The sequence below is a fragment of the Kitasatospora sp. NPDC034533 genome, assembly GCF_055575155.1.
In genome coordinates this window covers 26,594-46,413 of record NZ_JBVITE010000053.1, presented here as the reverse complement: position 1 = coordinate 46,413, position 19,820 = coordinate 26,594, and the positions used below count along the sequence as shown (strand labels likewise).

General features: G+C 74.9%; 21 protein-coding genes and 1 pseudogene. 15 read left to right on the top strand and 7 right to left on the bottom strand.

Features of this window, described 5'->3' with window-relative positions:
* Positions 1–73: 73 nt before the first annotated feature.
* Positions 74–907 (top strand): NAD(P)H-binding protein, encoded by an 834-nt coding sequence (locus tag ACZ55U_RS29330; RefSeq protein WP_465530748.1) that lies wholly within the window; start codon positions 74–76, stop codon positions 905–907.
* Positions 908–946: 39 nt separating this feature from the next.
* On the opposite strand, the gene ACZ55U_RS29325 is transcribed toward ACZ55U_RS29330, so the two are convergent.
* A complete protein-coding gene (locus ACZ55U_RS29325) occupies positions 947–1,912 on the bottom strand; it encodes an ADP-ribosylglycohydrolase family protein (RefSeq protein ID WP_465530746.1) in 966 nt (321 codons plus the stop codon).
* A gap of 212 nt (positions 1,913–2,124) precedes the next feature.
* Entirely contained in the window at positions 2,125–2,883 is a 759-nt protein-coding gene (locus tag ACZ55U_RS29320) for an SDR family oxidoreductase (RefSeq protein WP_465530744.1), read from the bottom strand.
* Between the two features lie 190 nt (positions 2,884–3,073).
* Between ACZ55U_RS29320 and ACZ55U_RS29315 the strand changes: the two genes are divergently transcribed.
* Entirely contained in the window at positions 3,074–3,700 is a 627-nt protein-coding gene (locus ACZ55U_RS29315; RefSeq protein ID WP_465530742.1) for a TetR/AcrR family transcriptional regulator, read from the top strand.
* Between the two features lie 26 nt (positions 3,701–3,726).
* On the opposite strand, the pseudogene ACZ55U_RS29310 reads toward ACZ55U_RS29315, so the two are convergent.
* Positions 3,727–4,304: pseudogene (locus ACZ55U_RS29310) on the bottom strand (lysine transporter LysE).
* A gap of 206 nt (positions 4,305–4,510) precedes the next feature.
* Between ACZ55U_RS29310 and ACZ55U_RS29305 the strand changes: the two are divergent.
* Positions 4,511–5,140 carry a maleylpyruvate isomerase N-terminal domain-containing protein gene (locus ACZ55U_RS29305; protein WP_465530740.1) on the top strand — a complete coding sequence of 210 codons (630 nt, stop codon included), beginning with the start codon at positions 4,511–4,513 and terminating at the stop codon, positions 5,138–5,140.
* Positions 5,141–5,261: 121 nt separating this feature from the next.
* On the opposite strand, the gene ACZ55U_RS29300 is transcribed toward ACZ55U_RS29305, so the two are convergent.
* Positions 5,262–6,149 (bottom strand): lysozyme, encoded by an 888-nt coding sequence (locus ACZ55U_RS29300; RefSeq protein ID WP_465530738.1) that lies wholly within the window; start codon positions 6,147–6,149, stop codon positions 5,262–5,264.
* A 421-nt stretch (positions 6,150–6,570) separates the two neighbouring features.
* Between ACZ55U_RS29300 and ACZ55U_RS29295 the strand changes: the two genes are divergently transcribed.
* The 3 genes from ACZ55U_RS29295 (at position 6,571) to ACZ55U_RS29285 (ending at position 11,601) form a co-directional block, all read left to right on the top strand.
* Entirely contained in the window at positions 6,571–7,149 is a 579-nt protein-coding gene (locus ACZ55U_RS29295) for a GNAT family N-acetyltransferase (protein WP_465530736.1), read from the top strand.
* Between the two features lie 186 nt (positions 7,150–7,335).
* Positions 7,336–9,075, top strand: a complete 1,740-nt coding sequence (locus ACZ55U_RS29290) for a glycosyltransferase family 2 protein (RefSeq protein WP_465530734.1) — start codon at positions 7,336–7,338, stop codon at positions 9,073–9,075.
* 129 nt (positions 9,076–9,204) lie between these two features.
* Complete coding sequence (locus tag ACZ55U_RS29285) at positions 9,205–11,601, top strand: acyltransferase family protein (RefSeq protein ID WP_465530732.1); 2,397 nt, start codon at positions 9,205–9,207, stop codon at positions 11,599–11,601.
* Here the strand turns inward: ACZ55U_RS29285 and ACZ55U_RS29280 are convergent.
* Positions 11,592–12,197: a hypothetical protein gene (locus ACZ55U_RS29280; protein WP_465530730.1), complete on the bottom strand. Its 606-nt coding sequence runs from the start codon at positions 12,195–12,197 to the stop codon at positions 11,592–11,594. The genes ACZ55U_RS29285 and ACZ55U_RS29280 overlap by 10 nt on opposite strands.
* Positions 12,198–12,323: 126 nt before the next feature.
* Here ACZ55U_RS29280 and ACZ55U_RS29275 point away from each other — a divergent pair, with 126 nt between their 5' ends.
* The 3 genes from ACZ55U_RS29275 (at position 12,324) to ACZ55U_RS29265 (ending at position 13,467) form a co-directional block, all read left to right on the top strand.
* A complete protein-coding gene (locus ACZ55U_RS29275) occupies positions 12,324–12,554 on the top strand; it encodes a hypothetical protein (protein WP_465530728.1) in 231 nt (76 codons plus the stop codon).
* Positions 12,555–12,634: 80 nt separating this feature from the next.
* Positions 12,635–12,856 carry a hypothetical protein gene (locus ACZ55U_RS29270; protein ID WP_465530726.1) on the top strand — a complete coding sequence of 74 codons (222 nt, stop codon included), beginning with the start codon at positions 12,635–12,637 and terminating at the stop codon, positions 12,854–12,856.
* Positions 12,853–13,467: a class I SAM-dependent methyltransferase gene (locus tag ACZ55U_RS29265; protein WP_465530724.1), complete on the top strand. Its 615-nt coding sequence runs from the start codon at positions 12,853–12,855 to the stop codon at positions 13,465–13,467. The genes ACZ55U_RS29270 and ACZ55U_RS29265 overlap by 4 nt, the downstream gene beginning before the upstream one ends.
* Before the next feature lie 4 nt (positions 13,468–13,471).
* Here ACZ55U_RS29265 and ACZ55U_RS29260 read toward each other — a convergent pair whose 3' ends face one another.
* Positions 13,472–13,996, bottom strand: a complete 525-nt coding sequence (locus tag ACZ55U_RS29260) for a YrhB domain-containing protein (RefSeq protein ID WP_465530722.1) — start codon at positions 13,994–13,996, stop codon at positions 13,472–13,474.
* Positions 13,997–14,307: 311 nt separating this feature from the next.
* Between ACZ55U_RS29260 and ACZ55U_RS29255 the strand changes: the two genes are divergently transcribed.
* The 6 genes from ACZ55U_RS29255 to pqqE are packed head-to-tail and all read left to right on the top strand — an operon-like array spanning position 14,308 to position 18,773.
* Complete coding sequence (locus ACZ55U_RS29255; RefSeq protein ID WP_465530719.1) at positions 14,308–15,756, top strand: glucose/sorbosone family PQQ-dependent dehydrogenase; 1,449 nt, start codon at positions 14,308–14,310, stop codon at positions 15,754–15,756.
* 26 nt (positions 15,757–15,782) lie between these two features.
* On the top strand, positions 15,783–15,944 hold the full coding sequence (locus tag ACZ55U_RS29250) for a hypothetical protein (RefSeq protein ID WP_465530717.1): 162 nt from the start codon (positions 15,783–15,785) through the stop codon (positions 15,942–15,944).
* Positions 15,945–16,001: 57 nt separating this feature from the next.
* Positions 16,002–16,814: a pyrroloquinoline quinone biosynthesis protein PqqB gene (gene pqqB, locus ACZ55U_RS29245; protein ID WP_465530715.1), complete on the top strand. Its 813-nt coding sequence runs from the start codon at positions 16,002–16,004 to the stop codon at positions 16,812–16,814.
* On the top strand, positions 16,808–17,482 hold the full coding sequence (pqqC, locus tag ACZ55U_RS29240) for a pyrroloquinoline-quinone synthase PqqC (RefSeq protein WP_465530713.1): 675 nt from the start codon (positions 16,808–16,810) through the stop codon (positions 17,480–17,482). The genes pqqB and pqqC overlap by 7 nt, the downstream gene beginning before the upstream one ends.
* Positions 17,479–17,718, top strand: coding sequence for a pyrroloquinoline quinone biosynthesis peptide chaperone PqqD (gene pqqD, locus ACZ55U_RS29235; protein ID WP_465530711.1), 240 nt, complete (start codon positions 17,479–17,481; stop codon positions 17,716–17,718). Before pqqC ends, pqqD begins: the two co-directional genes overlap by 4 nt.
* Positions 17,706–18,773: a pyrroloquinoline quinone biosynthesis protein PqqE gene (gene pqqE / locus ACZ55U_RS29230; RefSeq protein ID WP_465530709.1), complete on the top strand. Its 1,068-nt coding sequence runs from the start codon at positions 17,706–17,708 to the stop codon at positions 18,771–18,773. The genes pqqD and pqqE overlap by 13 nt, the downstream gene beginning before the upstream one ends.
* 30 nt (positions 18,774–18,803) lie before the next feature.
* Here the strand turns inward: pqqE and ACZ55U_RS29225 are convergent, their stop codons facing one another.
* Positions 18,804–19,766: an oxidoreductase gene (locus ACZ55U_RS29225; protein WP_465530707.1), complete on the bottom strand. Its 963-nt coding sequence runs from the start codon at positions 19,764–19,766 to the stop codon at positions 18,804–18,806.
* Positions 19,767–19,820: the final 54 nt, after the last annotated feature.

Genomic DNA, 19,820 nt, shown 5'->3' with positions numbered 1-19,820 from the left:
GGCTACCGAGGATGGTCGCGTCGCCGACGGCCGATCGTCGGCCGATCACCCACCGATCATCCCTGGAGGACCCATGCTGCTCGTCACCGGTGTCAACGGAGGACTGGGCGCCCTCGTGCTGGAACGGCTCGCCGGGCGGGCGGACGTCGTGGCCGGCTCGCGCACCCCGGACCGGCTTCCGGCAGGGGCACCGGCCGGAACCCCCGCCCGCACGGTGGACTTCGACCGGCCGGGGACACTGGCGGAGGCCTTCGCCGGCGTACGCACCCTGCTGCTGATCTCGGCCGGCGCCGCCGAGGACGACGTGGTGACCGCCCGCCACGGCGCCGCGATCGACGCGGCGGAGCGGGCGGGCGTCGAGCACGTGATCTACACCAGCCTCTCCGGTGACGGAGACCACCTGCCCTACGCCCTCGCCCACCGCTGGACCGAGCGCCGGCTGCGCGAGTCCGCCGGCCTGCGCTGGACGGTGCTGCGCAACGGCCTGTACGCCGAGTTCCTCGGGGCGATCGCCGCACCCGGGCCGGACGGGGTGATCAGCGCCCCGCTCGGCGACGGGAAGCTCGCCGCGGTGGCCCGGGCGGACCTCGCCGAGGTGGCGGTGAACGTCGCCCTGGACCCGGGCGCCCACGCGGGCCGGACCTACGAGCTGGTGGGCGAGCGGGCGTTGGGCGGGGCGGAGGTGGCGAAGGCGCTCGGCGCCGAGTACCGGCCGGGCCGTCTGGCCGACGCCCGCACGGCGGCGGCGGCCTCGGACGCGCTGGACGTCCAGGTGCCGATGCTGGTGGGCACCTACTCGGCCATCGCCCACGGCTTCCTGGCGGGCCCGGGCGGGCCGGGCGACCTCGCCGCCCTGCTCGGCCGCGCCCCCCGCCCGGCCCTGGAGGTCATCGCTCAAGGGCACTGAGCGCCGGTAGCGCTCGCCTATGACGATCCGTCAAGTGCGCTACTCGAACTCGGCCTTGGCTACCCAGCTGGGAAGGCCCTCGCGGCAGGCGAGCCACTCCGGTGCCACGTCGGCGAGGCCGGTGCGGGCGGCGACCACGCCGCCGGTGATGGCGCAGGTGGTGTCCACGTCGCCGAGGCCCTCGGCGGTGGTCCACAGGGCGTCGGTGAGACTGTCGAGGTGGTGGGCGGCGGACCAGAGGGCGAAGGGCACCGTGTCGCCCGCCGTGACCCGCTGTCCATTGCCGAGCACGTCGGCGGCCCGCCAGGGCTCGGTCTCCGCGGGCAGCCCGGCCGCCCGGCGAAGCCCGTCGCGCACCGCTCCCGGTGGGGTGCGGTCCGCGACCTCGGCCAGCAGTTCGGCGCCGGCGGGCGGCACGACCCGGCCGGCGCCGCCGTGCCCGACCTCGCCTCCCGCCGTGGCCCGGCCGCGCGCGGCGAAGGCCGCCGCCAGGGCGACAGCAACCGCCCCGGCCACGCCCTCCGGGTGCGCGTGGGTGACCTCGGCGGACAGCGCCGCCTGCTCCGCCGTCTCGTCCAGGTCCGCGGCGAACCAGGCGCCCAGCGGGGCCACCCGCATGGCCGCGCCGTTGCCCAGGCTGCCCTGGCCGTCGAACAGCTCCCGCGCGGCGGTGCGCCAGCTCCCGGGGTCCTCGGCCAGCCGGGGCAGCAGCAGATGCATGCCGTGTCCGTAGCCGCGGCCCGTGTCGGCCCGGTAGGAGGTGGCGAAGGCCTGGGCGAGGCGCTCCTGGTGCACCGCGTCGAAGGCGGTCAGGACGCCGTACACCGACAGCGCCATCGCCGTGTCGTCGGTCCAGTGCCAGGGGCCCTCCTGCGGAGTGCGCCGGGCCCGGATCTGTTCGAACGCCTCCCGGGGCGAGCGGAAGAGCGGGAACCAGCGCTCCCCGAATCCGTCCCCGAGGGCCAGGCCCTCCAGCGAGTCGCGAGCGGCGGAAGAGGTTGTCATCCCGGCATCCTGGCAGGGACCGGCTGCCCGCGCAGCCGGATTCCCGGCCCCTCGGGAGAGACCGCCGGTTCGTCGTCCTTGGGCGTTCGGGGCCACCGGTGCCACGGTCCGCGGCGGTGCGCTGGATGGGGCGGTGCGCCGGACGTGGTGGCGCAGGCCCGGGCCGGTCGCCGTGGCGCCGTTGTCGGAGGCAGCGGTCCCGGCCCCGGTGGTCACATGCCGCCGCCGAGGGTGACCCCGCCGTCCAGCACCAGGGTCTGGCCGGTGACCCAGCCGGCGTCCGGGGAGAGCAGGAAGGCGACGGCGCCGGCGACGTCCTCGGGGACGCCGAGGCGGCCGAGCGGGTAGGCCTTGGCGACCTTCTCCTCGCGGCCCTCGTACAGGGCCTCGGCGAACCTGGTCTTCACCACGGCGGGGGCGACGGCGTTGACCCGGATGCCCTGGGGGCCCAGCTCGGCGGCGAGTTCGGTGGTCAGCCGGATCAGCGCGGCCTTGCTCACGCCGTACATGCCGATGCCGAGCGAGGAGCGGATGCCCGCGATGGAGGCGACGTTGACGACCGAGCCGCCGTGCTCGCCCATCCACGCGGCGTGCGCGCGGCGGGTCCAGGCCAGCGGGGCCAGCACGTTCACGGCGAGGATCTTGGCGGCGGCGGCCTCGTCGGTCTCCAGGACCGGCCCGTACACCGGGTTGATGCCGGTGTTGTTGACCAGGTGGTCGAGCCGGCCGAAGGCCTCCAGGGTGCGGGCGACCGCCTCCTCCTGGTGCGCCGGGTCGTCGGCCTTGCCCGCGACGGCGATCGCGTGCTCCGGGCCGCCCAGGTCGCGGACGGCCTCGGCGAGCGGCTCCGGGTTGCGGGCCGTGAGGCAGACCTGGGCCCCGCGGTCGACCAGCTCGCGCGCGATGCCGAGGCCGATGCCCCGGCTCGATCCGGTGACGACGGCCACCCGGCCCTTGAAGGAGTGCACCACGGATCGTCCTGCCCTTCGTGCGAGGATCGCTGCCAGCTTCTGACTAAGCGCTTGCTCAGCATGCTGTCGGTGGGGGAGCCTGTCAACAGTCCAACGGCCCCGGCGGCCCGCCGGCCCCGTCGAGCGCCCGCCCGGTCCGCGAGGCGGGCGGGCGGGAATGCCTGTACGAGTTCTCTGGGAGGATGACGCCATGACCAGCACCCCGCTCGCCGACCTGTGGCCGACCCTGCCCGGCACCGACGCCCGCCCCGAAGCGGCGTACCGGCTGCTCCAGGCGGCCGTCGAGTCGTTCGCGGAGCGCGGCTTCCACGCCACCACGACCCGGGACATCGCCACCGCGGCGGGGATGAGCCCGGCCGCCCTGTACATCCACTACCAGTCGAAGGCCGCGCTGCTCGCGGAGATCAGCCAGGCCGGGCACACCGCCACGCTGGCCCTGGTGCGGGCGGCGGCGGCCGGTCCGGGCGGCCCGGCCGAGCGGATGCGCCGGCTGGTCGAGCAGTTCACCGCCTGGCACGCCCGGGCGCGGACCGTCGGCCGGGTGGTCAACTACGAGCTGCACGCGCTGCCCGAGGACGCCTACGCGGTGGTCGCGGCGCTGCGCCTGGACATCGAGCGCGCGGTCAGCGCGCTGATCGAGGAGGGCGCGGCGGCCGGCGAGTTCCAGGTGGCCGAGGTGCGGACGGCCGCCCGGGCGGTCACCTCGCTGGGCATCGACGTCTCCCGCTGGTACACCGGCAACTCCACCGAGACGCCGGAGGAACTCGGCCGCCGCTACGGGGAGTTGGTGCTGCGGATGCTGGGGGCCCGGGTGTGAGGTGACGGTTCCTCCCGGGGGCGGGCTCAGCCGGGCAGCAGCAACAGCCGGACGGCGAGGGCGGCGACCAGGGCGGCGGAGCCGAGGGCGGTGGGCAGCCGGCCGCAGGGGCCGGTGAGGGCGCGGCCGAGCGGGGCGCCGCCGGAGGCCAGGAGCAGTTGCCAGGTGGCCGAGGCGGCGAACGCGCCGAGGGTGCGCCGCCCGGGCCGGGACGCCGTCCTGAGTGCCGCCTCCGAGAGCCAGGGCCGCGAAGTGGAGGACGGTCAGCGGGTCCGCAGGGTGATGCCGAGCAGGGTAGGAAGGCCCCGGCGGGGGTGGGCGGAGCGCTGACCGCCGTCCGGGCGGCCGGGGACAGCAGCACCACGGCGGAGGCGATCCGCAGGGGCCGGGCGGCCGGTTCGAGCAGGGGCGCGAGGCCGGTGCCGCCGATCGCCGCCGCCCGTGCGTACAGCGCGTCCGCGGTGGCCACGCCGAGGGCGGCGCAGGCTCCGGTGCGCAGCGGGGTCCGCGCGGTGAGCGGGACCCGGTGGGCGCGCCGACGGCCCCCCACCGGGACGGCCACGCCGAATCCGGCGAGCAGCCCCGCGACCAGCGCGGCGCTCACGCGCGGGCGGGCTCGGGCCTCCGGGGCCGGCCGGTCTGCTGCCGGACCCCGGCCGGGCGGGCGGCGGAGGTCACGGGCAGCGGGCGGGCGGCGATGCCGGTCATGCGGCGATGGTGGGGCTCCCTGGCGTGGGGTGGCAACCGGTTGTTGCCGGGGCGCCGGGTAGCGTGGGGGCGACCGGTGTCCCGCCGTCCCGAGGAGAGCCGATGAGTGGTCAGAACGATCCGGTGCGTGCCCTGCTGGCGGAGGCCTGGGCCTCCTGGGCGGAGCGCGGTGCGGCCCTGGACGCCAAGGACTGGGACCGGCCCACCCGGCTGCCCGCCTGGACGGTGCGGGAGCTGTACGCGCACGTGGCGCCGGTGCCGGAGATGTTCACCGGCCTGCGCGAAGCCCTCCTCGACGGCCCGGCCGAGGTGACCGACGGCGCCGGCATCCTGCGCGCCTACAACCGGCCCGGGGGCATCGCGCACACCGCCGCCGGGCAGGTCGCGGAGGCGGCGAAGCAGGCGGCCGAGGTGGCGGAACCCGCCGTACTGATCGTCCGGTTCGGGGCGGAGGGCCCGGCCGCGCTGGCCGGCCTCGCGGACGTGTCGCCTGGCGCGACCGTGGCGCACCCGCTGCTCGGCAGCGTGACGGTCGGCGCGCTCGGTGAGGTGGCGCTGATGGAGGCGACCGTCCACCTGCTGGACCTGATCGCGGCCGTCGGCGGCCCGCCGCCCGCCGAGGGGGCGCTGCGCTTCACCCGTCGGCTGCTGGCGGAGGTCGCCGATCCGGTGGCGTTCATCGAGGCGGCGACCGGCCGCACGGCGGAGGCGGTGCTCCCGGTGCTGCGCTGAGGAGCTGGCCGGTGCCCCGCACCGGGTGGGGCCGGTGCGGGGACCAGGGCGGGGTCAGCCCGGGAGCAGGGTGGGGTCAGCCCAGGGTGAGGGCGGGACCAACCCCGGGGCGAGGGCGGGATCAGCCCAGGGCGAGGGCGCGCAGGCGGTCGGCCGCGCCGTTGAAGTAGTTCTGGTCACCGGGGAAGGTGCCGGAGTCGGCGAACTGCCAGAAGGTCTGGTAGGCCCAGCCGTTGGGCAGCGTGCCCACGGTGGAGGCGTAGCGGGCTATCCAGAGCGGGTTGGTGGAGCCGAAGCCGCCGTAGTTGCCGGTGCACTGACTCCACCAGTTGGTGGTGGTGTAGATGGTGGGGTAGCGGCCGGTGCGGGTGTGGACGGTGTCGCTGAAGGAGCGGATCCAGCTGACCATGGCGCTCTGGCTGAGGCCGTAGCAGGTGGCGCCGTAGGGGTTGTACTCGATGTCCAGCGCGGGCGGGAGGGTCTTGCCGTCGGCGGACCAGCCGCCGCCGTGGCTGACGAAGTAGGCGGCCTGGGTGGCGCCGGAGGAGACGTCCGGCAGCGCGAAGTGGTAGGCGCCGCGGATCAGGCCGGAGTTGTACGAGCCGTTGTACTGCTGGGCGAAGCTCGGGTTGGTGTAGCCGGTGCCCTCGGTCGCCTTGACGTAGGCGAACTTGGCGCCGTTGGCAGCCACCGAGGACCAGTTGACGTTGCCCTGGTAGCTGGAGACGTCCAGTCCCGGGGTCTGGGTGGCGGCGAGGGAGGCGAACGGGGCGGCGCCGCCGCCGCGGCCCTCGTGGGCGGCGACGGTGGAGCCGGCGAAGTCCTGGTCGGGGTGGAAGCCGGGTCGGGAGTGGGAGGCCGGGGCGACAGGGGCGGGCTCGGCCGCGTACGCCGGGGCGGCCACGCCGCCGGCCAGGGCGGTCGCGGCGGCGAGGGCGGCCACGGCGGGCAGGCGGCGGGCCCGTCTGCCGGCGGGGACGGTACGGGCGGAACGGGAAGAGCGGTGCATGGGGCACTCCTCTGGAACCGAGCGTGGGGAGGGTCGAAATGATGCGGTACGTCCGGGGTCTGACCGGACGTACCGCAGAGTAGCCATGTACCCGCCACCGTTACCAGGCATCTTTTTTCACATAGTGATCGCACGTCAGGTGGTCCGGAGCGCCACGACCGGCAACCGGCGTTGCCGGTCTTGCCGGTCGCGCCCGGCGCGGCGGTCACGTCGGGTCCGTCGGGCGGGTCGGGTGCGCCGGGCGGGTCGGGCGCGAACCGGGCCCGGGGGAGCGGCGGGCGGCGCGGGGGGTGAGGACAGGGGGCGGCCTCCGGCGCGTGGGGCGCTCGCACGGGCGCCGGGCGCTTCCGGCACGCTGTGGCACGATGCCCGTGGGCCGGCCACCACGGGCGGCCCCCCGCACGTGAGGAGAGCGCACACCATGACCGACGCCGCCACCGGCCCCGCCGCCGACACCGCCGGGCCCGGCGGGAAGCCCGTGTTCCGGCCCGCCACGACCGCCGACGTCCCGGCCCTGGTCGACCTGGTCGAGTCCGCCTACCGCGGCGACTCCAGCCGGGCCGGTTGGACCACCGAGGCGGACCTGCTGGGAGGCCGGCGCACCAACCCGGAGGCCGTCACCGCGGCCGTCAGCCACCCCGAGGGCCTGGTGCTGCTGGCCGAGCGCGACGGCGACCTGCTCGCCTGCTGCCAGCTGGAGCGGCGCGGCGAGCTGGCCTACTTCGGCATGTTCTCGGTGCGCCCCGGGCTCCAGGGCGGCGGCATCGGCCGGGCCGTGCTGGCGGAGGCGGAGCGGCTGGCCGCCGAGGAGTGGGGCGTCGGCACGATGGAGATGACGGTGATCGAGCAGCGCCCCGAGCTGATCGCCTGGTACGAGCGGCGCGGCTTCCGGCGCAGCGGCGAGTTCAGCCCGTTTCCGTACGGCGACGAGAACTTCGGTGTCCCGCGGCGGCCGGACCTCCGGTTCGTGCACCTCGTCAAGGACTTGACGGCCCTCTGAAACGGCTCGCCCTCGGGGTCCGGTTCAGCTTCGCTCGACCGGATCTTCGCAGGTGACGAGGGGTCAACTCGATGAGCAGGGGCGATGCGGAGATGTCATACCTCGTTCATTATTGGTCTAGGCCAATGTGAGAGGCTGGGCGTGAACGGCCACGTTCCGTCCATCGCCCAGGGGGGCCATTTCCGCATGCCCGTACTCCATGGCACCGCCATGCCCGCACCCGAGACCGGTCCGCGCCGGACACCCGCGGACCCCGGCGGCCACCGGCTGCCCAGCCCGCCGGACGACCAGGAGCTCTACTGGTACTTCGGCCCGCAGCGCCGCTGGGTGCTGCTCTGCGCCACCCTCTCCTACGCGGGGGCCACCGCCACGCTCGGCCTGTTCGCCCTCAGCAAGCCGCTGCTCTGGCCGTTCCTGGTGCTCACCGTGCTCAACGCGGCCACCTGGCTGCTCTCGCTCGCCGACGGCCAGCGCGCCCGCCGCTTCACCCGGGACTCGCACGACCTGCTGCTGCGCGCCTGGAGCCCCGCCCGCCACCCGAGCGTGGACCTGCTGCTGCCCACCGCCGGCGAGCCGCTCGCCGTCCTGGACAACGCCTACCGGCACACCGCCGCCGTCCGGTGGCCCGGGGAGCTGACCGTCCTGGTGCTCGACGACGCGGGACGCCCCGAGGTGCGCGAACTCGCCGAGTCCTACGGCTTCCAGTACCGCGCCCGCCCCGACCGGGGCCGGTTCAAGAAGGCCGGCAACCTCAACCACGGCCTGGCCGAGGGCGGCGGTGAGATCGTCGCCGTCCTGGACGCCGACTTCTGCCCCCGCCCCGACTTCCTGCACCACCTGGTGCCCTACCTCGACAGCCCCGGGGTCGGCATCGTGCAGAGCCCGCAGTGCTTCGACACGGACGCCGACATGTCCTGGCTCGAACGCGCCGCGGGAGCCACCCAGGAGATCTTCTACCGCTGGATCCAGCCCTCCCGGGACGCCCAGGACGGCACCGTCTGCTGCGGCACCAACGCGCTCTACCGCCGCGCCGCGCTGGAGCGGATCGGCGGCTTCTCCGAGATCGACCACAGCGAGGACCTCTACACCGGCCTCGCCCTCGCCCGCGCCGGATGGGCCACCCGCTACGTCCCCGCGCTGGTCGCCAAGGGCATGTCGCCCACCGGCCTGCCCGCCTTCATCAGCCAGCAGTACCGCTGGTGCCTCGGCTCCCTGGCGCTGGTCCGCGATCCGGACTTCCGCCGCGGCCCGCTGCCGAAGTCCGCCCGCCTCTGCTTCTGGAACGGCATCCTCGGCTACGTCACCAGTGCGGTGAACGTCTTCGCCGTTCCGCTGCCGGCCCTGATCATGCTGTACTTCAGGCCCGAGGAGATCCGGCCCTGGCAGGTGCTGCCGTTCCTGCCGCCGATCTGGGTCGCCCTGGTGCTGCTGCCCGCGATGTCCCGCACCCGCTGGCGCTTCGAGGTCACCCGGGTCCAACTCCTCGGCGGACTCTGCCACGTGGTCGCCATCGCCCACGCGCTGCGCCGCCGCTCCGCGGACTGGGTGCCCACCGGCGCCGTGTCCGGTGGCGGTTCGCTCGCCCGCGCCGTCGCCCGGATCGGGGTCGGCTGGCTCGGGTTCGTCGTCCTCGCGGGCGCCGCCGGGCTCGTCCGGGCCGCGCTGCTGTACGGCTGGCGGCCGTACTGGGCGCTCGCCGGGCTGCTCGCGCTCACCGCGTACACCATGGTCCCGCTGGTCCGGGAGCTGTGGCCGCTGGCGAAGGGGGCGAACGGCGGCAAGGGCGCCGCCGTCGGCGAGGTCGCCGCGCCCGCGCCGGGCCGCTCCGACCTCGGCTTCGGGCGCTCCGAGGCCGTCGCCGTCACCGCCGTACTGCTGCTGTGCGGGCTGCTGGCGTCCGGCTGGGCCGACCCGCTGGTGTTCTGACGACTCGTCAAAATCGTTCGCCGCAACCGAGTTTCCTTGCGCGTCGCCCCACCGGCGCGGACGCCGCCCGGCCGCCCCATCGGCCCGGCGGACCCGACAACCGCTGCCAGCCCAGCAAGGAGCACCGCCGTGCCAACGGCCGTACCACCGACGTCGTCCTCCGCCTCCTCCTCCGCCTCGTCCTCCTCCGCCTCGTCCTGGTCGGAGACGCACACCGACCTGCTGCCCGATGCCGTCCGGCTGGACCGGAGCCCCGCCGAGCGGCGGCGCGCCACTGCCGCCGAGAGCGGGCAGCCCCGGCGGCGCAGCGCCTTCCGCCCCGACATCGAGGGGCTGCGCGGCCTCGCCGTGCTCTCCGTACTCGCCTTCCACTCCGCCGTGCCCGGCCTCACCGGCGGCTACGTCGGCGTCGACGTCTTCTTCGTCATCTCCGGCTTCCTGATCACCGGCCTGCTCATCGGCCGCCCGCTCGGCCTGGGGGACTTCGCCGCCCGGCGGGCCCGGCGCATCCTGCCCGCCGCCGCCACCGTGCTGGTCGCCACCGCCGCCGCCGGCGGCGCGCTGCTCGACCCGCTGCGCGGCACCGACCTCGCCCGCGACCTGATCGCCGCCGCCGGACAGTTCACCAACTGGCGCTTCGTCGGCGAGCGGACCGACTACCTGGGCGCCGAGCGCGACCCCAGCCCCTTGCAGCACTTCTGGTCGCTGGCCGTGGAGAACCAGTTCTACCTGCTCTGGGGCGTCCTGCTGATCGGCCTCGCCCACCGGCTGCGCGGACGCCGCCGCACCGTGGCGATCACCCTCGCCACGGTGGCCGTCGGCGGCCTGTCCCTGGCGCTCTGCCTGCGCTGGACGGCCACCTCGGCGCCGCTCGCCTACTTCTCCACCGGCAGCCGGCTCTGGGAGTTCGCGGCCGGCGCCTGCGCGGCCCTCGCGGGCCCGGCCCTGGCCGCCCGGGCCGGGCTGCGCCCGGTGCGCGGGGCGCTGCGGGTGCTCGGCTGGGGCGGCCTCGCGGCCGTGCTGGCGCCGGTGGTCCTCTACGACCGCACCACGCCGTTCCCCGGCACCGCCGCTCTGCTGCCCGTCCTCGGCGCCGCCGCCGTCCTGCTCGCCGGGCACGGCCCGCTCGGCGCCGCCGGCCCGGAGGCTGACGCCGGTCCGGGCGCCGCCGCCGGTCCGCACGCCGCCGCCGGGCGAGGCTCCCTCTCCGCCGGCCGCCTGCTCGCCATCCGCCCGCTGCGCGCCGCCGGCCGGCTCTCGTACGCCTGGTACCTGTGGCACTGGCCGGTGCTGACCATCGCCCAGGCCCGCTACGGCGCGCTGCCCTGGACCGCCCTGGTCGCGCTCACCGCCGCCAGCGCCCTGCCCGCCTGGCTCACCCTGCGGCTGGTCGAGCAGCCGCTGCGGTACGGCAGCAGCCCCGCGCCCCGGCGCGGGCTCGCCGTCGGCGCCAGTGCCCTGGTCATCCCGCTGATCGCCGCGCTCACCCTCGGCGGCGGCACCGTGCGCGCCCTCGGCGACCCCTCCGCCGCGCCGGTCGCGGTCCCCGCCGGAGCCGTCGACGGCCCGGGCCTGCTCGCTCCCGGGAGCCGGGTGCTCACCTTGACGCCCCCGCTGGCCCGGGCCCGGGAGGACTTCCCGCCCGGGCGGGGCTGCGAGATCCCGCTCAACGCCGACCGCAGCCCGCGCTGCCTGTTCGGAGCCGAGGACAGCCCCGACCGGATCGTGCTGCTCGGCGACTCGCACGCCGGGCAGTGGATCTCCGCGGCCCTGGCCCTCGCCGAGCAGCGCCACTGGGGCCTGGAGGTCCTCGTCAAACCCGGCTGCCCGCTGGCCACCCTCACCGTGCGCAACGACGTGCTCGGCCGCACCTTCGAGGAGTGCGACCGCTGGCGCGAGAACACCCTCACCCGGCTGGCCTCCGGCCCCACGCCGCGCCTCGTGCTCCTGGCCGGCCTGAACCGCTACGGCAGCCCGCAGGAGCGCACCGAGGGCTGGATACGCACCCTCGACCGCCTCACCGTCCTCGGCGCCCCGCTCGCCTACCTCGGCGACACCCCGATGCCCGGCAAGGACATCCCGACCTGCCTGGCCGCCTCCGACGGGCGCTCGGACGCCTGCCTCTTCCCGCGCGACACCGCCTTCGAGCCGGACCCGCTGCTGGACGGCGGGCTCGCGGCCCGGTACGGCGTACGGACCCTGGACCTCGGTCCGCTGCTCTGCCCCGGCACCGGGCCCTCCTGCCCGGCGGTGCTGGAGGGCGTGGTGCTGTACCGGGACACCGGGCACATCACCGACACCCTGGCGAGGGTGCTGGCGCCCCGGCTGGACAAGGGGCTGCTGGGGGCCGCGGGCGGTCCGGGCGTGGCCGTGCCTCCGGCGGTTCCTCCGGCGGTTCCTCCGGCCGTTCCCGGTGGGGTCGCGTCGCCCGGCGCGGCCGTGCCTCCGGCGGTGTCCGGGGTGCCGGCGATCTCCGGGGCTCCGGTCGCGTCCGGGGCCCCCGGGGCGCCGCCGGCTCAGCCGTAGATGCTGTGGCAGAGCCGGGCCTGGTCCGACCCGACAGGCCAGTGACCGGCCCGTTCGGCCTGGTCGCAGAGGGTGCTCCGGCCGCCGCCCGCCCCCGCCCCGGCACCCGTCGGGGCGGGGGCGCCCGACGAGCCGTGGGCGGGCGCGGCGCTGTGCTGGCCGTGGACCGGCTTGGGGTGGGCGCTCGCCGAGGCGTGCTGGGCGTCGCCGGTCGGCGCGGCCCCGGAGCTCGCCGCCGTGCCCGGCCCGCCCACCGTGCCGGGCCCGCTCGTCGTCGCCCCCGGGGCGGGCGGCGGCAGCGGGGAGGGCGCGGGCGTGAGCGGCGAGGGGGAGGCCGACAGCTGGTGCGCCCCCGCGTCCGAGGCGGAGGGCGAGGCGTCCGGCAGCGCCGTCAGCTGCGTCTCGTCCCCCTCGCCCGGACCGCACATCGCCAGGACCGAGGCCAGCACGGCGCCCGTGCCCACCATCGCCGCCGTCCAGGCCTTGCGCGACAGGCGCCTCGGCGGCGGAGAAGGCGCGAGGGGCGGGGTCGCCGGGACGGGCGGCGGCTGCCAAGCGTTCCGCGGCCACTGCCCTCCGGTGGGCTGGTCAGTCATGTGCTCGTCCTTCCAGCGGCCCCCCTCGAACCTTTTTGTGCTCAACGACTGCGCCGACGCCGGGACATGACCCGGAAGAGGGGTTTGAACGGGCGTTGATTGCCGCCGCGCCACATGCTTGGGGGCATGGAGACCAACAAGACGTCCAAAGCCCTCGTCGAGGTGGCCGAGTTCGGGACCGACAGCCGCTACCGGCTCGTCCACTTCGAGGGCCATGGCTGGGAGCCGCTCGCGCCCGAGGAGTTCGAGCCGCGCGTCCACCAGCTCTTCCCCGACCTCGACCCGCACGACCCGCAGCGGGTCCACTGGGCCGACCACCCCTGGGAGTGGCCCGCCTGGCACCCCGGCGAGGCCTGAACCAGCCCCGCGCGGCCTGAATCCGCCGCGTACGGGGGCGTGGCCCGGTGCGGGGGAGCCGGGTTCGTTAGGCTGAGCGGGTGAGTGTGGATCATTTCCGGCACCGGCCGCCCGGCCCGTCCGTGGACACCTGCCCGCCGGTTGAACGCGGCGAACCGGTGCCCCGCGACCTCGGCGTCCGGTACGACGGGCCGGCCGCCCTGCTGCCCGTCCACGGCGGCGGGCGCCACGCTGCGGCCGGTGGCGCGGTGGCCGTCGGCGGGGTGGCGGGGGACGCGGTGGCCGTCCGGGAGGCGCGATGAGCGGCACCGCCGGACCGGCCGGGACCGCGGGCTACGGCGAGGCGGCCGAGCAACTCGCCGTCCAGTACGAGAGCGTGAGCTTCACCGAGGTCCACCGCGACCTGCACCACCGGTACCCGGCGCCGCCTGCCGCCGTCCTCGACATCGGCGCGGGCACCGGCCGCGACGCCGCCGCGCTCGCGGCCCTCGGCCACCGGGTCGTCGCGGTCGAGCCGACCCCCGAACTCCGCGCCGCCGGTGAGCGGTTGCACGCGGGATCGGGCATCCGCTGGGTCGCCGACGCACTGCCCGGACTGCCGCTGCTCGTCTCCGAGGGCGAGCGCTACGACCTCGTGCTGCTCACCGCCGTCTGGATGCACCTGGCCCCCGACGAGCGCCCACCCGCGATGGCCGCCCTCGCCGGCCTCCTCGCCCCGGGCGGACGCCTCGCCCTCACCATCCGCCACGGCCCCGTCCCTCCCGGCCGCCGGATGTTCGACCTCCCGCCCGAGCCCACCATCGACCTCGCCGCCGCCCACGGCCTGCGCCTGCGCCACCGCGCGGCCCGTCAGGACCTGCACGGCCGGGGCGGGGTGCACTGGACGGCGCTGCTCTTCGAGCGGGAGGCGTAGCCGCTCAGCCGCGGCCCGGACGGACGGTCGTGATCGGCAGCGGCGGGCAGCGCACGGGCTCCTCGGTGAGGTCCGCCAACTCCTCGGGCGGCTCGGCGCCGTCCAGAACGGCGAGCAGGTAGGCCTCGGCCTGCGCGAGGCCGAGTCGGGGCGCCCGAAGCCGCAGCCGGGCCATCGCCGCGACGGCCCCTTCCGCCCGTGCCAGCGCGCGGACCTCCTCGGCCAAGGGATCCGGCGGGCGGATGCCCTTGACCTGGCGGAGGTAGAGCGCCTCCCAGTCCTTGGTCACCCAGGTGGTGATGGGAATGTGGTGGACGCTCTCGTCGTGCCGGTCCACCAGGTAGGGCCCGCCGCCACCGAGCATGTACCTCGGATCGCGGGTGCGGACGAACTCGGCGGCGGCATAGTGGACGACCCATCCGAGGGGGTGGTCCAGGACCGAGTGGACCGCCAAGCGGTGCGGCTCCGAGGGCCGTTCGGCCAGCAGTGATTCGACGATCCGGACGGCTTGCTCCCTGGTGACGGCCACGCCTCGATTCTCCATCGGGTGGCAAACGGGTTTTCGCGCCGCCCCCGGCCGCTTACCGGCCGCTCCCCGCCTGGGTCCCCGCTTCCCGCGTCACGCGACCGGGCCAACGAGGGGTGCGGGCCCGGAGGAGCCGACCTACGGTGAGGGCGGGGCGCCGGGCGGCCGTCCGCCGTCGATGGCTCTCCTTCCGTCGAAGGTGATGACCCGCCCGACCGGCACCCGCCCCGTGCGCGGCCGGCCCGGTGGGGCATCGCCGAATCCGGTCATTCGGCAACCATGACACTCGTCGCCGCGACGAGTGGGAGGCACCCATGAGAAAGCTCCCGGTCGCACTGGCCCTGATCCCCGCCGCCGCGCTGATCGCGTCGTGCTCCGACAGCGGGGGAACGGCGTCCGGCGGCAACACCGCCGGAGGGCAGGCCGGTGTCGTCACCGCCGAGCCCGCCCAGTCCAAGGCCCCGCAGACACCACAGGCACAGACGCAGGCGAAGGTGGTGGCGGACGGGCTGTCAGACCCGTTCGAGATCACCTACGGCCCCGACGGCCAGCTCTGGGTCAGTGAGAAGTCCGGGCTCAAGGTCACCCGGGTCGATCCGCAGAGCGGCGCCAAGAGCACCGCCCTCGACCTCACGGGGAAGGCCTACCACAGCCAGGACGGGCAGGACGGCGTACTGGGCTTCGCGCTGCACCCCGACTTCGGCAAGGACAAGGGCAGCGACTACGTCTACCTCGCCTACACCTACAAGAACGGCGACAACTCGGCCACGAAGATCGTCCGCTACACCGCGAAGGACGGTCAACTCTCCGACGAGCAGCCGATCCTGACGGGGCTGCCGGGGCACAACCAGCACCAGTCGGCCCGGCTCCGGTACGGGCCGGACGGCAAGCTGTACTACACGATCGGCGACCAGGGCCACAACTACCTGGCCGACTACTGCCAGCCGAACCACGCCCAGGACCTGCCGACCGCCGCCCAGGTCTCCGCGTCGGACTGGTCGCTCTACCAGGGCAAGGTGCTCCGCATCAACCTGGACGGCTCCGTCCCCGACGACAACCCCGAGCTGAACGGGGCCCGCAGCCACATCTACGCCTACGGCATGCGCAACCCGGACGGGATGGACTTCGGCGGCAAGGAGCTCTACACCGCCGAGAACGGCCCGCTCACCGACGACGAGTTCAACCACATCCAGAAGGGCGGCAACTACGGCTGGCCCAACGTGGCGGGATTCAAGGACGACAAGGCGTACGTCTACTCCGACTGGTCGCAGGCCAAGGGCGGTTGCGAGAAGCTCACCTACAACCCCGACCCGGGCTCGCCACCGGCCGAGGTGCCGACGACGAAGGAGTCGGACTTCACCAAGGAGATGGTCTCCCCGCTCAGCACGTACGGGACGACCGTCGACAGCGGGCACAACTTCGGCACGACACCGGTCTGTCCCGACGCGGCGTCCGCCTACATGTGCTGGCCGACCATGGCCCCCGGCAGCCTCAAGGTGTTCGGCGACGACGTCCTCGTCACGTCGCTGAAGAACGGCACCGTCTTCCGGCTCTCCAAGGACGGCAAGCACTATGAGGAGCTGTACCGGACGATCAACCGCTACCGCGACGTCACCCTCAGCCCGGACGGCAAGACGCTGTACATCGCCACCGACAGCGAAGGCCAGCACATGGTCCGCGGTGAGGGCGGCACCCCGACCACCCACCTGACCAATCCGGGTTCGATCCTGGCCGTCCCCTACGACCAGAACAAGAAGCAGTGAAGTCCCAGCACGGAGGTGAGGCAGTCATGACCCGTCACGACGAACAGCCCCGGAGTGCCCGGCAGCCCCGGGAGCGCACCACCGAACGGCCGAACACCCCGACGGGCGGCGCCGGTTGGCGCAAGCCCAGCTACCAGGTGGTGGAGGCGTCCCTGGAGGTCTCGGCCTACTACCTCGCCAAGCGGTAGCGGTCGCGGGACCGGACCGCACCGGTAGGACCACCACTCGAAGAGGGAGGAAGCGCTGTGCGACTGCACGTACTCGGTACGGCAGCCGGCGGCGGCGTCCCGCAGTGGAACTGTGCGTGCCCCGGCTGTGCCGGGGCACGCGCGGTTCCGTCGCGCCGACGGCTGCACGCGTCCATCGCCGTGGAGACCGAGCCCGGCCGGGTGTACCTCGTGAACGCCACGCCGGACATCGCCGAACAGATCGAGCGCTGCCCCTGGCTGCGCCCCGACGGCCGGCGGACCAGGCTGTCCGGCGTCATCCTCACGGATGCCGAACTCGACCACACCCTCGGCCTGGCGCGGCTGCGCGAGGCCGACGAGCTGGAGGTCATGGCGACCGAAGCGGTGCGCGAGGCCGTGCACAAGGGGCTCGGCCTCGGCGAGGTGCTCGCGCCCTACATCCGGCTGACCTGGCGGGACTTCGACGGCGTCGACCTCGAACCGCTCTCCGGCAAGCGCCCCCGGTACGCCCGGGACGCGGGTGACGGGGACTGGGTGAGCGCCCTGCGGGTGGGCGGCCTGCTGTACGCGCCGTCGACCGGCGTCTGGCCCGAGGGGTTCGGCGAGGACGCCGACCTGCTCCTGGTCGACGGCACCTTCTGGGACGACGAGGAACCCCGCACCGCCGGGTTCTCCACGAAGTCCGCCACCGGGATGGGCCACCTGCCCGTGCTCGCCACCCGCGACCGGCTCGCCGCCCTGCCGGCCCGGTGCCTCTACACCCACCTGAACAACACCAACCCGCTCGTCGACCCGGACTCCCCCCTCCACGCGGAGCTGGCGGACCGGGGCCTCGGGGTGGCCGCGGAAGGAGCGGTCCTCACATGGTGACGACCTTCGAGAGCGAGCTCAGGGCCGTGCCCGAGCGCCACTACCACCACCGGCACCCCTTCAACCTGAGGATGCACCAGGGGCTGCTGAAGCCGCGGGAGCTGCGGACCTGGATCGTCAACCGCTTCCACTACCAGCGGCACATCCCGGTCAAGGACGCGCTGATCCTCGCCAAGCTGGCGGATCCGGCCCTGCGCCGGCTGTGGATCCGCCGCATCACCGACCACGACGGCAGCGACGGCGACGAAGGCGGCATCGAACGGTGGCTGCGTCTCGGCGAGGCGGCCGGAATCGACCGCGCCGACCTGCTCTCGGGCCGCGACGTGCTGCCCGGGGTGCGGCTCGCCGTCGACGGCTACGTGAACCTCTGCCGCAACGGGACGCCCCTCGAAGCCGTGGCCGCCTCGCTGACCGAACTGTTCGCGCCGGACCTGATGGCCACCCGGATCGCCGCCTTCCAGCGCCACTACACGTGGATCGAGCCCGAGGGCCTCGCCTACTTCGACACCCGCGTCCACCAGGGCCGCCGGGACAGCGACGAGGCGCTCTCCCTCGTGCTCTCCTGGGCGCGCACCCGTGCCGAGCAGGAGTCCGCCATCGCCGCGCTCTCCTACAAGTGCGAGGTGCTGTGGACCCTCCTGGACGCCGTCGAACGGGCGCCGGCGTGACCTGGCGGCCGGCGCTGAGCCGGTACGCCCGCCTGCGCGACTGCCCGGTGCGCCACAGCCTGCTGCTGGTCGTCCCGGAACGCATCGTGGTCCTCAGCGCCGAGGCCGCCGCGATCGTCGGCCTGTGCGACGGCACCCGGACCGTCCCGCAGATCGTCACCGAGTTCCCGGCCGAGGGGGCCGACGACGTGGTGGTCTTCCTCGACGACCTGAAGGAGCGGGGATGGCTGAGGTGAGCCCGCCCTGGGCGATGCTGGCCGAACTCACCCACGGCTGCCCGCTGCGCTGCCCGTACTGCTCCAACCCGCTGGAACTCACCTCCCGCACGGAAGAACTGACGACTGATCAGTGGCTGGACGTGCTGGCGCAGGCCGGGGAGCTCGGAGTCGCGCACGTCCACCTCTCGGGAGGTGAACCGTTGCTGCGGCGCGACCTGACCGAGATCGTCGCGGGGGCCGCCCGCGCCGGGATCTACGCCCAGCTCGTCACCAGCGGACTCGGTCTGACCCGCGAGCGGCTGGCCGGCCTGACGGCCGCCGGGCTGCCCAGCGTGCAGCTCTCCGTCCAGGGCGCCGACGCCGTCTCCTCCGAGCTGATCGCCGGGCGGCGGTCGTTCGCGGCGAAGGAACGGGCCGCCGCCCTGATCCGGGAGGCCGGACTGCCGCTCGGCCTCAACGTCGTCCTGCACCGCCTGAACCTCGACGACATCGACGCGATCGTGGACCTCGGCCTCGCCTGGGGCGCGGTGCGCATCGAACTCGCCAACACCCAGTTCTACGGCTGGGGGCTGGCCAACCGGGCCGCCCTCATGCCCACCCGCGACCAGCTGGCCCGCGCCCGGGAGGCGGTCGAGCGCCGGCGGCGGTGGACCGACGCCGAACTCGTCTGGGTCGTCCCCGACTACTTCGACGGCGTCGCGAAGCCCTGCATGGGCGGCTGGGGCGCGGTCTCCCTGACCGTCGCCCCCGACGGCCGGGTCCTGCCCTGCCCCGCCGCCTACGACCTCCCGCTGGACCCGCCGAACGTCCGCGACCACGACCTCGCCTGGATCTGGTCCGAGTCGTCGGCCTTCCGGGCCTACCGCGGCACCGACTGGATGCCCGAGCCCTGCGCCTCCTGCCCCCAGCGCGAAGCCGACTTCGGCGGCTGCCGGTGCCAGGCCTTCGCCCTCACCGGAGATCCGGCGCGCACCGACCCGGCCTGCGCCCTGTCACCGGACCACGGCCTGATCACGGAGCTCGCCGCGCGGCACGGCGGGGACCTCGTCTACCGGGCCCCGGCCCGCCGGTGAGGCGCCGCTGCGCGAGCGCCCGCGGCGTCCTCAGGCCTGGTGGGCCTGGTCGAGCAGGGCCAGTTCCTCCGCCGAGAGCCGCAGCGCGCCGGCGGCGATGTTGTCCAGGAGGTGCGCCACGTCGCCGGTGCCCGGGATGGCCAGGACGTGCGGGCCGCGGTGCAGGGTCCAGGCCAGCCGGACCCGGGCGGTGCTCACCCCGCGGGCCTCGGCCACCGCGCGTACCCGGGCGGGTTCGGCGGCGCCGGTGCCGTTCTGGCGCCCGGATCCGGCGATGGCATAGAAGGGGACGAAGGCGATGCCCAACTCACCGCAGAGCCGCAGGAGTTCGTCCTGAGCCGGCGAGGCGCCGATGCCGTACGGGTTCTGGACGCAGACCACGGGGGCGATGGCCCGCGCCTCGGCGAGCTGGTGCGGGTGGACGTTGGACAGTCCCAGGTGGCGGATCAGCCCGGACTGGCGCAACTCGGCCAGTGCGCCGAAGCGTTCGGCGATCGAGTCCTCGCCGAGGACGCGCAGGTTCACCAGGTCGAGGTGGTCGCGGCCGAGCTGGCGCAGGTTCTGTTCGACCTGGGCGCGCAGCCGCTCGGGGGTGCGGGCGTGCTCGACCCACGCGCCGTCGACACCCCGCCCGGGTCCGACCTTGGTGGCGATCACCAGGTCGTCGGAGTACGGCGCGAGCGCCCGGTTGATCAGCTCGTTGGCGGAGCGCAGCGGGGAGAAGTAGAAGGCGGCGGTGTCGATGTGGTTGACGCCCAGCTCGACGGCGCGGCGCAGCACCCGCAGCGCCTGTTCGCGGTCGCGGGGGACGGCGTGGGGGACGAGTGCCGGGCCGGTCTGCGGCAGGCGCATCGTGCCGAAGCCGATCCGGTGGACGGTGCGGTCGCCGAGCCTCCAGGTGCCGGAGTCGGCGGCCGTGACGGCGCCAGAGCCGGTGCCGGAGTCGGTGTCGGAGCTGGTGGCGGAGTCGGTGGCGGTGCTGTCGGAAGTCATGCCGATCATGATCGCCACTGCACTAATCTGACCGCCAATGATTCGAACATGCCT